The 13,771-nt window shown below is 38.3% G+C and carries 11 protein-coding genes and 1 pseudogene; 1 reads left to right on the forward strand and 11 read right to left on the reverse strand.

The genetic code is table 11. The features are described 5' to 3' along the window. Positions 1-16: 16 nt before the first annotated feature. From tssC to P20652_RS20730, 11 genes and pseudogenes are all read right to left on the reverse strand, one after another. Positions 17-1,543, reverse strand: coding sequence for a type VI secretion system contractile sheath large subunit (tssC, locus tag P20652_RS13805; protein ID WP_008166635.1), 1,527 nt, complete (start codon positions 1,541-1,543; stop codon positions 17-19). Positions 1,544-1,561: 18 nt separating this feature from the next. Next, complete coding sequence (gene tssB / locus P20652_RS13800; protein WP_008166637.1) at positions 1,562-2,074, reverse strand: type VI secretion system contractile sheath small subunit; 513 nt, start codon at positions 2,072-2,074, stop codon at positions 1,562-1,564. A 76-nt stretch (positions 2,075-2,150) separates the two neighbouring features. Then, positions 2,151-3,721: pseudogene (locus tag P20652_RS21425) on the reverse strand (type VI secretion system domain-containing protein). After that, on the reverse strand, positions 3,718-3,960 hold the full coding sequence (locus P20652_RS20720; RefSeq protein ID WP_008166642.1) for a hypothetical protein: 243 nt from the start codon (positions 3,958-3,960) through the stop codon (positions 3,718-3,720). Before P20652_RS20720 ends, P20652_RS21425 begins: the two are co-directional and overlap by 4 nt. Further along, on the reverse strand, positions 3,933-4,709 hold the full coding sequence (tagF, locus tag P20652_RS17540) for a type VI secretion system-associated protein TagF (RefSeq protein WP_008166644.1): 777 nt from the start codon (positions 4,707-4,709) through the stop codon (positions 3,933-3,935). Before tagF ends, P20652_RS20720 begins: the two co-directional genes overlap by 28 nt. 11 nt (positions 4,710-4,720) lie before the next feature. Continuing rightward, positions 4,721-8,392 (reverse strand): type VI secretion system membrane subunit TssM, encoded by a 3,672-nt coding sequence (gene tssM / locus P20652_RS13795; protein WP_008166645.1) that lies wholly within the window; start codon positions 8,390-8,392, stop codon positions 4,721-4,723. A gap of 8 nt (positions 8,393-8,400) precedes the next feature. Further along, positions 8,401-9,123: a type IVB secretion system protein IcmH/DotU gene (gene icmH, locus P20652_RS13790; RefSeq protein ID WP_008166646.1), complete on the reverse strand. Its 723-nt coding sequence runs from the start codon at positions 9,121-9,123 to the stop codon at positions 8,401-8,403. Positions 9,124-9,138: 15 nt separating this feature from the next. Further along, on the reverse strand, positions 9,139-10,479 hold the full coding sequence (gene tssK, locus P20652_RS13785) for a type VI secretion system baseplate subunit TssK (RefSeq protein WP_008166648.1): 1,341 nt from the start codon (positions 10,477-10,479) through the stop codon (positions 9,139-9,141). Beyond that, positions 10,479-10,946, reverse strand: a complete 468-nt coding sequence (gene tssJ, locus P20652_RS13780) for a type VI secretion system lipoprotein TssJ (protein ID WP_008129958.1) — start codon at positions 10,944-10,946, stop codon at positions 10,479-10,481. Before tssJ ends, tssK begins: the two co-directional genes overlap by 1 nt. A 34-nt stretch (positions 10,947-10,980) precedes the next feature. Further along, positions 10,981-11,172, reverse strand: a complete 192-nt coding sequence (locus P20652_RS20725) for a hypothetical protein (protein ID WP_008166650.1) — start codon at positions 11,170-11,172, stop codon at positions 10,981-10,983. A gap of 58 nt (positions 11,173-11,230) precedes the next feature. After that, positions 11,231-11,401 (reverse strand): hypothetical protein, encoded by a 171-nt coding sequence (locus P20652_RS20730; protein ID WP_008166652.1) that lies wholly within the window; start codon positions 11,399-11,401, stop codon positions 11,231-11,233. A gap of 428 nt (positions 11,402-11,829) precedes the next feature. Between P20652_RS20730 and P20652_RS17550 the strand changes: the two genes are divergently transcribed. Beyond that, positions 11,830-13,771, forward strand: a 1,942-nt coding sequence (locus tag P20652_RS17550) for a contractile injection system protein, VgrG/Pvc8 family (RefSeq protein WP_272941821.1), incomplete at its 3' end; no start/stop codon positions are given.

A 13,771-nucleotide genomic window follows, 5' to 3' on the forward strand; every position in this document is an offset into this window, starting at 1 on the left:
TCGGCGGCTTGGCAGTTCATTTTTCGCCAGGCATCTGCCCTACTAGCGCTAAACGAACGTCAATTCCTTCAACTTGGAAATGTGGCACAATATAGGTACTTACGCGGTAGTAACCCGGGTTACCCGGAATTTCTGACACGGTTACTTTTGCATCTTTTAACGGATGCGTTGCAATAAGTGACTCATCTGGGTTATTCATTTTAGTTACCAAAGCGCCTAGCCAATCATTTAGTTGTTGCTCTAGTTCATGACGCGGTTTGCTCGAACCAATGTTTTCGCGCTGTAAAACTTTTAAGTAGTGCGCTATGCGCGACACTAAGAAAATATAAGGTAAACGCGAGTTAATGCGTGCGTTTGCCGTTGCTTCGCTAGTTTCAAGCACTTGTGGTTTTTGCGCACTGTTAGCAGAGAAGAAACACGCAAAATCTGAATTTTTGTAGTAACTAAGTGGAATAAACCCTTGGTTAGCAAACTCAAGTTCTTTAGTTTCAGAAATAAGCACTTCGGTAGGTATTTTTGTTTCAGACCCTTTACCTGCTTCAAACGAATGAAGCGGAAGGTTTTCAACTTTACCACCCGATTGCGGACCACGAATATTTACAGCCCAACCGTTGTCATGGAAGCTGCGAATAATATTAGCTGCAAATGCAAATGTGGCATTACCCCATAAGTAACGCTCATGGTGCTGCGCATTAACATCTTCTTGGTAATTAAAGTTACGAAGAGGATTTGTTTCGCCATATGGTAAACGCAGTAAAAAGCGTGGGAATGCTAGGCCAATGTAGCGAGAATCTTCTGATTCGCGGAAGTTTTTCCAACGAAGAAACTCAGCGCGCTCCATGTAAGAACCTAAATCTTGAATTTTTGATACTTCTTCAAGAGAATCTTTCAAGAAGAATTTAGGACCTACGCTACCCATAAATGGACAGTGAGCCGCAGCTGATACCCGCGAAATTTCTTGTAGTAATGAAACATCTGGCGCTGAACAATCAAACTCAAAGTTAGATACCATGGTTGATACCGGCTCACCACCTGGGGTGTCGTAGTCTGAGGTATAAACATGCTTGTATAACGCAGATTGTGTTGTATCTGGCGCTTCTTCAAAGTCGTCTCTTAATGTTTCTTTATCAACATCAAGCATTTCAATTTTAATGTTCGCGTTATTAGGTGTGTGATTAATTAAATAACGAAGTGAACGCCAAGCTGATTCCATTTTTTGAAAGCTAGGGTTGTGTAATATCTGATCTAACTGCTGAGAAATAATAGTATCTACTTTTGCGATGTAATCATCTAAAAGTAATTTATCAATTCGGGTTACTTCCTGACCACTACTGCCAGCCATTTCTAAAAATACGTTAATTGCTGCTGTTAAGCGCTCATTAGCACGCGTTTCAGCAAGGTTGCTTGCATCTCTGAATGAGTCTAGTTTAATTTCATCTGCAACAGGTGAAATATCAACCATTCCACAAATGCTCTCGTAGGTAGATAAAGCAGCTTGCTCTGTCGTATGTGCAGCTACATTTAATTGTTCTTGCATTGACATGGTAACCTCCTTATTCCGTTACGGGTTGTTTTCTTCTTCAGACGCAAGTGGTGCAATTTCGTCAAGTTTTGCTTTTAGTTCATCTAGCTCAGGCTGATTTTGTAGTACACGCTCAAGCTCTTTACGCAGCGATGAGTTGTCTAATAAGTTAGATTTAAGATCACGTAGTAAATTACGCATTGCCATCATTTTATTAAGTTCAGGCACCTGTGCTGCAACAGACTCAGGATCAAACGATTTAAAAGAGTCAAACTCAAGGTTAACGTTAATTTCGCCGTCGCCTTTAATTTTGTTAGCTACCTGAAAGTTAGCTTTAGGCGCCATATCTTTTAGCACTTGCTCAATGTTATTTTTATTAATTGTTACTCGCTCGCGCTCAGAAAGTTCTTGGCTATTTTGACCATTTGAATAGTCACCAATCACTAACATTTTTAACGGTAATTCACTTTTTTGCGAAGCACCGTCTGTATCAAGCTCTAACGAAATATTGATCCGAGCTCGTGGGATCTCTTTTTGAAATGTATCACTCATGTTTTTTCCTTTGCAGTTTGGTTATCTACCGTCTCAATTCCAATTAAACCTCGACATATTAGTCAGGCCCTTGTAACTAAACCCAACTTAATGCTTGTGCCGGATCAGTTACCATCATTTGCTGACTAATATGTTTAGCAGCTAAACTCATTTCATCTTCTGGCGTTTGTGACAAACTTGCATAACACTGCTTGGAGAATCGCCATACTTCCATGCAAAAACATTGTTGCCATTGCGCTAAATCGTGCGCGTTTATTTGTTCAAGTAATACATTTAATAAAGACAAAGCATATTCATAATGCTCAGACTTTATTAATAATTTGGCCTTTAATAACTGTGCTTGCGCTTTATCAAAAGCATTTAAAATAGTTATTTCATCGACCTTTTTTAGCGCGCTCGACAACTGACCTTTTTCAACTTCATCCACTAGTTCGACGTATTGCTCATCAAATACGTTACTTTGCGCACTGGTGGAATCAGTATTAAATGAATTAGCAAGCTCTCTTATAAACTCTTTATTAACGGGTGAACAAAGCGCACTGCTATCGTCATACTGCAATGATGTTAAAGCCGGAAATTGCTCGTTTAAATTAACAAGCTGTTGCTCTAACCAATGAACAAGGTGCCCTTTGTTTAGTTTTTTAATGCGTTTAATGTAAGAATTTGCAGGTTTAAATTAAATTGCATTGCCCCTTCCATAAATAAGCCTTCAGCTAAATTTAGGGCTTGTTCTGGCTGGTCGCTCGCCAAAGCATTTTCAATAGGAGCAAAAGCGGCTGCACGTGGAGCTGGGAGGCGTGTTTTACCATTTTCATTTGCGGGTAGAGACAATTTAGTCCACCGTGCTGCACGTGATAATTTTACTACGCGTTCAATGTTATTTTGTTCTTTATCAAAGTTTAATAACTGCCTGATAGCGGCTAAATAGGCGGTGTCTGACGCTATGTCGTTGGTATTAACAGCAACTTGAGAACGTGCAGGTGCCGCATTGGTACTTGGCTCATCAGCTTTAGCCGTACTTTGCACAGCATTATTAACAGTCGTTTGTTCAGGCTCTTTTACTGGCTCAACTTTTTCAGGCTCAACAACGGGTACCGGATTGCGTTTTTCTTGCTCGTGAGCCCAATCGTTTAATGTTGATAAAGGGCCAGACTCACTATCAAGCACAGCAACACATTGCTCGTTATATTGTTTTAAAGCGGCAACAAGCTCAGGCCATTGCTCTGGGTTAGTATTATGACCCTGAGCAACTCCTTTTAAACGTTCTTGTTGTTGTAAAAACCATGTATTAACTGCAGCACGCATTCTGGCTTTGAGTGGGTGTACTTCATCTGGAAAGGTCGTTAATAAACGATTAAACAATAAAAGCGAATGCGTAAGCCCGGTCACACCAAACTCACTGGTGGCCGCAAGTGCTAAATAACTTACTATGCGCAAATCTTTACTTTGCGTATTAATAAGATCGGTTGCTTGAATAAACATCATTTTAAAGTCAACTTCACCCACTCCAGAAGAAGAGGCTTTTAATGCTTTAAATGTTTCTTCGTATTTTAGATCATCTCCACACTTGTTCCCCGGTAGAGGTGCACTCAATGCTTCAAGCCATTCAATCCAGGTGGTATGTGTATGCGGCGCTTTATTACTCATGATTTACACCATCGGCGAAGCGCGTCATATACACTTACATTATCCATATCAGCAAAATTAAGTGTTTGTGACGAAGGTTGTTTTTCGACTTTTAAATTACATAAATCAATGATGTCGTTCGATTTTTTATCACATTCCCACACACTATTAAAATATGACGCAGGAATGGGTCTGCAAAAAACAATTAAACTAGGCACTTGATTTTCATCACCTAATTGATAAAAAACCAAGGCTGCCAATTATGATCTGCCACCATTGAAGCAACTAAATGCAACCAAAAACCAGCAACTAACGCACTTTCGTGGGTAAACCGCGGCATAGGTAGACGTATACCAAATTGGCTTCTTAAGCAGCCTCTGTTGGCTATAGATTTTAAAACTGTTGAGAGCTCTTCAATAAGAATTGCGCGTTTAGCGATATCATTTATTCCTAGGTGCTCCCAAAAAACACTCATCGGAATAGTTCTGAGTTTGTCTAATTCTTGAGTTAAATTTGGTTGCTGCTTAAGTGAATTAGCCACCAAGTTGTAGCTCTGAGCTTTTTGCTCCATCTCATTAATATTTGCAGCATTTTTTATATTTTCATTCACGCCCAATAAATGCTCAATTACTTGACTTGCAAATAAAAACAAAAAAGCAGGATGACGTTTATACGTTTCCAAACCGCTGTGCACAAAAGAGCTAAATGGGTAAAAACGTCCGCTGCTATCAGTACTAGGTTGAAGCACCCCAAGTAAACCGCCATCGTCTGCATTACCTGATATAAAAAACAATGATTTACATCCATTTAAATGATGAGTATCGCTTGCTTTTCGGCCTCTGTTTAAATGCGCAAAGCCTTCTTGTAGCCAATGATCAAAAGAGACTGATTCACGCGATGAAATATTAAGCTTTACAAAATCTGGTCTAATGGGTGTTTTACCCATAAAGCCAAATGTATGTTGCTTTACTAGCGTGGGTGTTTTCTTTTTAGTGAATAAATTAAACATTGTTCAGCCGCCTATTGCATTATTCGCGACTGCGATTGTGCCAAGGTAGGCGATTGTGAAAATAAATCACTTGGTAGCGCAAATGACGTGAGCAAATACTTTGAAAATATACCGCTATTACGTCCTGATTTAAGAGAAAACTGCACCGTAAGCGGTTCTTCAGATTTATCTTTTAATTCCCAGGTTGCTAAAAACTCAGTACCTTTAATCCATTTAACATTGGCTGAGTTAAGCACTTTTAATAACGCCCATGGCCCATCTTGTGCAATTGAAATTCTGCGTCCTTTATTATCAAGGCCGTACAATACTGCTTTTTCTGCAGCGCCTCGTCCTGGCCAAGAGAAATTACGCCACTCTTCAGGTTCATTTCGATAACGATATCCCTGCTCACTAAAGCCTAAGTAAGTCTCACGAATGCCTCTAACAGGCACTGGCATCATTTGAAATGTAAACCCTGCGCTATCCGCTCCATTAACAAATAACGAACGCGTTACTTTAGTTGCCTTGGTTAATCCATCTAATAATTGAGGGCTAAAACCAATGCCAACACCATTCCATTGTTTTTCTTCCCAAACACCACGACGAACCTTCATAAACGGTTTAAGTTGTGTATTTATAAAGCTCCATAAAATACCCGTTTCTGCGTTTAAAAATTCTGAAACATCAGCAATGGCGGCATCAGGCCCCGTTAAATTAAACGGGTACTTACCAGCTAAACTGCTGTTATACATGGTGTAAACTTGGTTTTCCCATTCTTGATTTAACTGAGTTCGCGCTTTTGCCATAATGGTCGCAATACCCGCATGAAGTGGCGCTTTAAATAAGGCATCTAACGTTTCTTTAGTTTGTGGGTCAAGCGCACGAGTTTGGCTTTCAATAATAATCCACGACGACTGTAACGCATTACTTTGACTGTTACCCGCAAGCAGTTCTTGAGCAAAAATCATTGCTTGTGCATCATCTTCATTGCTGGCGGCCATTGCTTTAATGTCAGAATGAATACTACTTAACGAGCTGATATATTGCCTTAAGTAGTCCGACGAATTTTTATCTGAGTCTGTCTGTGCAAAGCGCCTTAAATCTGCAAATCGGTTTTCAAGCTCTGGCGCTCTTACTGTGCTAATTTGCGTAATGTTTGGTGTGTTTAATGCCAACTTACTAGCAACATCTGCAGCTGTTTTACCAATTGATGCTTGGCTTTTAAGTGGCGCATCTGCAGGCGTAATATTGTCACTTACTAACTTCATTAGGTCATTAAAAGGACCGTCCATTGACGAAAGGCGCGCAAAATCGATACTGGCGTCATTTAAATCTCTAAACGAAGGCATCTTTATGCTATTTAAAAATTCAAACCACTTATTGCCGTAGTCTTTAAAGTAATAAGCGCGCATAGCTTTAGCCAACGTTTCAGCTTGTGCTTCGTCAACCACGTTTTGGCCCGAATCATTACTTGTTCCCATAACCCAGTCGCCAGAAAACACTAAACGAGAAATACGTTTAATTTCTGGAAAAACATACTCCTCCCAGCCTAAATTTGTGTATACATAAGGTATTTTGTATTTACTTTTGAACACATCACGATTTTTAGAAGCCATAAAGTTGTTTAAAAGTAGTGGCTTTTTACGCTCAGCAAAGCTCGTAATAACTTGTTGATATAACGGGAACGCCTCTGGCTGTGTGTTCAGGTTTTCACGGGCTAACGCAATGGAGGTTTCGTTAGATTGCCAAAATACAATGTTACCTGGCTGCTCAATATCACTGCCCATATTTTCTAAATACATATCAACTAAACTACTTAGTTGAGTATAAATAGGTGCTTGCTCTTCTGCGTTTATATCAATATTAAAGTGTTCGGCAATAAAGCTAAGTAACTGCTCTTTTGCAAATTCAGGTGACATATTTTCAGGATTAGTACTCATCATTAAGTGCATTTTTAACGCATCGTAATAAGCTTGGCGTATGGTCGCTTTCGCCTCATTTTCATTTTGTAACCACTGAGTTTCGTATTGCTTTATTTGAGTAAGTAAACGCTCTTCACCCGGGTAAGTAATAAGCTGATTCATTTGGTTAAACAAAACATTGGCTACACTATCAAGTGTTTCGTCGCCTTCATATATTCCAAAAATAAAATACCAAGGTAGTGAATCCTCGTAACTACGCAATTGGCCATAATGATCAAATAATGCCAACGTAGCGGCTAACTTTTGTTCATCTTTTACTTTATTTACGCTGGCTTCAACCACTGCTTTTACGCGTGCTTCACCCTGGTTTAGTAATAACTGGTTACTTGTGTAAGACGTAATTAATAAAGCAGTAATTGCTGCAATAGACGCTAAACCCGATGTAACGGTTAACCCTTTTAACCAACGCCCAACAAGGCGCTTTTTTCTATTACCACGGGTTAAGTCTTGAAGTTTAAAAATAACATCATTAAAAACACGGTTAATAAAATAACTTTGAGTAATACTTTCTTGTTTTTGCTCAACAATTACAGCACCAAATTGATCTCTGACCCCATTAGTTATGCGTTCTATTGGTGTCCCCTCTTGCGTGCCTGATGTAAAGTAAACACCTGCAAACCAAGGGACTTCTTGATAAGGATTTGATTTAAATAACAAATTTACAAATTCTGTAAGTTTGGTAGACGCTGATTTAAATTGATTAGGAAAATCTAAAATAAGTTGCTTACGATGTTCATTTCTTTCACGTGCAACCTTGCTTAAGCGCTGTTCACATAAACGTTCGTACAGATCTTGCATTCGAACTTCAAACATTTCAGCCGGATCATTTTTTTGATCTTCACTAATATCAAGTAAATAGGCGCCAAATACTTGCTCGCGTTCTTGTTCAGAAAGGTCACTAAAAAAGGGTTCAAAACCACTAATTAAATCAGTTTTTGTGAAGGTAATATACACAGGAAAAATAACACCTAACTGGGTAATTAACTCTTCAATACGCTCGCGCACAAGCTTTACATGCTGCCGAATTTCTTCACTATCTGACGTTAAAACATCAGCAACACTAATGGCTACCATCACGCCATTAATAGGCAGCTTAGGGCGATATTTTTTAAGTAAAGATAAAAACGATAACCACTCTTTGTTTTCAGATTGCTCTGTGGTGTAACGCCCAGCAGTGTCGATTAAGATGGCCTGATCTGAAAACCACCAATCACAATTACGTGTACCACCAAACCCCTGAATATGCAGTTCACTTGAGTTCGAGTACGGGAAGTGTAACCCTGAGTTTGCAAATAAAGTACTTTTACCGGCCGCAGAAGGACCAATGATCATGTACCAAGGTAACGCATATAATGCCGTGTTACCTCTGTAACCAGCACCTAAATGGGAGGCTTTTAAAGACCCCAATGCTTCCTGCATTTTGTCTTTTATTTCATTGAGTTCAGCGCTAGAGCCTGCATTATGACTAGCCAACTCAGACGCTAACTTGTCACCAGAACGTTTAGTCCATAACCAGCGAATAAAAATAAACAGGATAAAAACAGCGGTAACAGCACCCATCGCAATTAATTTTTTATCGGTAGTATCTAAACCTACGATACGACCGGCAAACCATACAATACTTAAAACGGCAATTAAACCAATCAATTGACCCGTTGCACGCGATGATACCAAGCCCAACAAAAAATGGACTAAACCGCTTTTATTAACTCTTCCCTGCATTGTGTTACCTATCGTGTTTCGTTGGTTTTATTGAGCTGAGTCAGCACTTCAATTTGGTTATTTATTGTTTGTGTACTTTGAGTTGCTTGCTTACTAATAACGTAGTGAAAACCCGCAAATAAAGAGGCAATAGATCCCAAACAAATTGATAAAATAACCCAATAAGGAATATTACGACCCACCTTCATGGCAAACCCCTCAGCAGGCACACCGTTTTCAGAAATCTGAGCACTGGGAGTCCCTTTTATATCTTCAATTTGCGCTCTAACATCAACAATTAATGCCTTTAATTGCTCAATACCTTTAACTTTATAAATACCTTCAAAACCAAGTTGCAAGCAAATATAGTAAACTTCTAAGGCAGCAAGTTTTTGTTCACCACCTGTTCGTAGCTTACTTAAGCGCTCAAAAAACTCTTCCCCTGCTCGGTTGTTACCAAAAAATTCAAGCTGTAATGGCCGCGACATCCAATCCATTCTAAAATGTGCACCCGAACTCATTACAAATTCGTCACACATAGCCGTAAGGGCAAACTTAACTTCTTGCATTAAACTTGTTGTTACCTGTTGCGAGTAACAATTACGCTCAAACTCATCAAAACTGGTAAGTAAATTTTCTCTAAACTCTTCAAGTTCTAAGTTAGTAGACTGCTTTAGTTTTAATGGTGTTAGCGCGTTAATTACAGGCGAAATACACGCGACTAAATCTTGTTCTTTTTGTGTTTCTTGCATAATTTCAACTCAACGTTAATTACGTGCTACGGTCACAATTTCTATTTGTGCACTTTGTAATCCAAATGGTACAAATAAACTTAATGACTGCTCTTCAATAATTTGTTGCCAAATAAAGCCATGCGACTCAAGCCTGAAGTATTCATAGCCACTTTTTATAGCCAGTTTATTCGGTGGGCGTTGGCAATGTGTTAGTTGAACACCCGCTAAAGCAGATGAAATCATAATGTCGAGTTTTTCGCTTGCACCTACCTTTACTTGATCACTAAAGGTTTCAATCCATTTTGTGTCTTCTGCTTCAAAATACACAGCTAAATAAAAGTCGTTGTTAGTAAAGGTTGCAGAATCAATAGTCGCCACTTGGTAAATTGCATTTGAAGTTTTTTCGAGCTTAAGCCCCACCATTTTCTTAGGCACTACGCCCTCGAGTAAACGTGTTAACAACTCATCTAATTGTCCAAATACATTGCTTAAATGTTTATGCTGGTAATGTGGCACCTGATTAACTAAATCACTGTGTTCAAACATTGAAACTGAACTAATTAAATCAACAAGCTCACAATACAAACGTTCAGGATGGACCAATGACAAGTTTTTAAGATGATCTAACCGCTTAGCCGATGGTGCCATTGCATTTAGCAATAAAAATGTGTTCATTTCATTTGGGCCAAAATCGGTCACTGAGCCATAATTTTTACGTCTGCTAAGCAGCACATTAACTTTTGCATTAACTAAATTAGCCGTTCTATTTAATAATTCAGTTAAATAAGGCGATGCTGTTATATTTAATAAAGGCGGTACAAACTGCTTATTTAAAATAAATGACCCATCATCTGCGCGTGTTATTTTTAAACACGCAACCGTATCAAAATAGGTTTTAACATCAGAGTCAGACAACAGTATAAATTTAGGTTTAGCAATTAATACTTCGCGACTACGAGACGTATCGTGGTTGTCTTCTAAATCAATATAATCAGCTTCGTAAGCGCTTAATTGGCCACTTGCTGCATAGCCTTCTATGTTGCTTACTGTTTTATTTGCAGCAATAGCAATATAAATAACACTCTCTCCATGAGTATTATCAAGCTCCAGCTTTAACTCTTCATTTTGCTGACGATCAAAATCTAATAAACGGCCATTTTCTAGCAGTAATTTAAAACTAATTACTTTTAAAATACCTCTTGCAAGTGACGATTCGTCAATAGAAAAGTGCTCTAAACCAAAGGCTAAAGGTGACGTAAGTGCATGGCGTATAATTTGACTTTGGTCGTGATAATCATCAAATAACTGAAAATGTTGCTGAGCTAGCAATACACCTTCAGCCCATACTGGCTTAGCGGGAGCTTTTAAGTTCATTACTCGGCCTTATCCACACCAGGTAGTTGCACTTCATTGTTAGTAACTAAAACATCTAATGAGGTAGATAACTTAACGGGTCCATCTGCAAGCGGATAATATGCTTTCCAATTATCCCCATTACGGTCTCTAAATAAAGCAACAATAGCCACAAACTTAGCATTTTCAGCTTGTTCAAACTTAATTTCTGACTTTTCAGAAGGGTGAATTGTGCGCTCTTCTAACGTAATTAAACTATTTGCTAATACTGATTTATCAGACTTCCACAACTCTTCAAATGTAGCTGTTTTAAATGTTTGTATATCAGACAATTGATAAACTTTTAATACAACAGGTAAGGCTTCATCAAACTGGTTTAAGTTTAAATTATCAGTTGCTTTAACGTCTAAACTCACGTTAGTACTCATACAACCGGCTAAAATAAAACACAATGAAAAGCTCGTTATAACCTTTGTAATAAAGCGCATATTTACCTCATAATTATTTTTATTTAAATTAAAATTAGTTTCTGCACAGATTAGCTTCGTAAACTGGGCAAATTACTTTATTAAATCTATCGTTTGCACAATCAGACCACTTGTCACTTTTAAACAACCCTAGAAAACGTTTTGATTTACTTTTCTCTTGTGACTCAACCAACAAAGACTGAGTAACCACATCATCTATAGACGTAATCAATTTAGTATTTATCAAGGAAAGCTCTTTAATATAAACAGACACATCACCATTAATTAAAGTAACTTTTTCATTATCAACTGGGGGGATTGTTTAAAAAAAAGAAAAATAGCTCTATAGACTTTTCTGAAAAAACACGATGGGCAGGAATACCAACTTGATCTAGCAATGAGGATACACTTGTAGTCATTGACCAAGCCAAAGAATACAAGCTATTAATTTGATTTATAAACTCTTTTCTATTCATAACAAGCTCCTTGTCATCAATTTATTTTAACCTCGTAGTACAAGATTAGCATTCTGTCCATTTAATAAACGCAATAGTACAAACTACAAATAGGCATTGTCAACCAATATAAATCTTAATAAATTATATTAATAAAAACATCAATTAAATAGAATAAAAACTCTAAATCCAGCTATTAATCAAATTTTAGCAACAATAAACAACAATCCCTATTTTTGAAACAATATAAAAGGTGGGATAATAAAATGCGCATATATATTATAATTTTATTGATCAAAAGTTTTCAAACAGGTATGTTTAGCGGATATTTTACTGAGCAAGGATTGCAACGTTGTGAGTAAGGCTAATTTTTAAAGGTTAACGATAAAAACCTTAACGTTACACACCTACAAGGCCACGAAACACTTAATCAAGGTTTTTATTACTCAATAACGGTAGAATCCTCAGAAAACCTCCAATCTGATAATTTATTAGCAAACGCTAATGTCATTTTTGTAAATAAAAATAATCAATACCGACAACAAGCTGGATTAATAACAGCTGTAACTAATTTAGGTTTATTTAATAAGGTTTATCGTTTTAACGTTATTATTCAAGACAGGCTTTCAACATTAAAAAGTACGTCTAATAGCAAAGTATTTATCTCAGTTAATATACAAGACGTATTAACACACTTAGCGTATAGAGCCGGTTATTCATCAGGGCAAATTGTATTTAGAACAAGTTCAGCTTTACCTCAGGTAGCACAATGCGTTCAAGCAATGGAAAGTGACTGGTCATTTTTTAATAGGCTCACATCTCAACATGGCCTTTTTTATTGGATTGAAAGCGATACAAACACCGAAACATTAATAATAAGTGACAGTAATTTAAATAGTCCCTATTTAAATACAGGCGTACTTGAGGTAAAAGCAACCGGTGGCATGAACGCGCTTTACAACAATAGCTTTTTTGGATTTATGCACAGTGAAGTAAAGCAAACCCTGTCAAATAATGCAGCAATAAGTAACGCTCATGGGCAATTTCAAAAAGTAGACAGCAATAGCCAATCGTTTTTTGAGCCCGTAGCAGAAACACCTAGCCAAGCCGCATTACAAGCACAAAATTTTAGTAACGCATTAGGTACACATAGCAAACTAATTACCTTAACAGGCAACGTATCAGATGTATTTGCAGGCTGTTCAATCTCGCTTGACGATCAAATGGGGTTTGCTAGCGGTGACCTGCTGTGTATAAAAATAGAACACACGCTAAACCAAGCAAATGACGAAAGCAGCCATGACGGCGAAACTCATTATCATTGTGTTGCACAATTTATTGAGCGCGGTACGCCGTTTAAACCAATGCCTGTAGAGCACACAGCTAAACCAATGGTTTTTCCAGCCAAAGTTGAGTCATTAACGGGGAACGCATTTGTCGATGAACATGGCGAATATAGAACACGTACCGACTTTGACAAAACAGCACGGCCATTAACTCAATCAAGCCCGGCATTAAAAAAATTGGCGCTATATGCATGTCAAAACCAACCTCAGGCCACTGGCTGGCACTTCCCACTGGTCGGTGGCTCAGAGGTACTTATTGGCTGTATTAATAACGACCCCAACAACGCATTTATAATGGGTTTTGCACTTAACGCCGATCAGCAAAGTGTAGTAACAGCGGCTAACCCAACACATAACCGCCTTTTAAGCGCCGCCCAAAACGAACTTTTATTTGACGACGATCAAAACGAACCTAAAGTCATTTTACAAACGCTTGCAAGTGAGCACTACATTGAACTAAATGCTAAAAAATCAGGCCGCCAATTTATTCAATGGATAAGTCAACTCGGTACTATAAATTTACACGCAGGGCGCGACCTGTGCCTTGAAACCGAACAAAACAATGTTCAGTTTGTTATTAAAAACAATCAATTTATTGATGTTAAAAATACCGTATCGCAAACCACAACTAACAACCATGTAAATTATCAAAGTGGTGGCAGCCAAGCGTTCAGTGGTAAAAATGCGGCCCTTACGAGCGAGAATGAAATATCACTCCTCACCGGACGTGCAGTAAAAGTGCATGCACAGAGCGACATACTCCTTAAAACCAATAACAGCGACTTAAAGCTTAATGTGCCTACTGGCTCTACGTTTTTACAAACAAACAATAATATAAGCATTACGGGCTCAGGCAATGGCGATTTAATTATTCACAACGCGGGCGGCGAGATAAAACTCGACAGCCAAGGTAATGTTGATATTACCGCCACTAACGTACTCACACTCGATGGCACATTTATAACCTTTGATGGGCCGGTTGATTACGACATAACCAGCCCCCAAACAGCGCGGGCACCAAGCAATGCAAGCCCCGCCAATATTA

The sequence above is a fragment of the Pseudoalteromonas sp. BSi20652 genome, assembly GCF_000239855.1.
GTDB lineage: Bacteria > Pseudomonadota > Gammaproteobacteria > Enterobacterales > Alteromonadaceae > Pseudoalteromonas.

Coding starts and splice junctions, on each gene's coding strand:
- tssK (WP_008166648.1), bottom strand. CDS start 10,479: ATGAACTTAAAAGCTCCCGCTAAGCCAGTATGGGCTGAAGGTGTATTG.
- icmH (WP_008166646.1), bottom strand. CDS start 9,123: ATGCAAGAAACACAAAAAGAACAAGATTTAGTCGCGTGTATTTCGCCT.
- P20652_RS20730 (WP_008166652.1), bottom strand. CDS start 11,401: ATGAATAGAAAAGAGTTTATAAATCAAATTAATAGCTTGTATTCTTTG.
- tssB (WP_008166637.1), bottom strand. CDS start 2,074: ATGAGTGATACATTTCAAAAAGAGATCCCACGAGCTCGGATCAATATT.
- tagF (WP_008166644.1), bottom strand. CDS start 4,709: ATGTTTAATTTATTCACTAAAAAGAAAACACCCACGCTAGTAAAGCAA.
- tssJ (WP_008129958.1), bottom strand. CDS start 10,946: ATGCGCTTTATTACAAAGGTTATAACGAGCTTTTCATTGTGTTTTATT.
- tssC (WP_008166635.1), bottom strand. CDS start 1,543: ATGTCAATGCAAGAACAATTAAATGTAGCTGCACATACGACAGAGCAA.
- tssM (WP_008166645.1), bottom strand. CDS start 8,392: ATGCAGGGAAGAGTTAATAAAAGCGGTTTAGTCCATTTTTTGTTGGGC.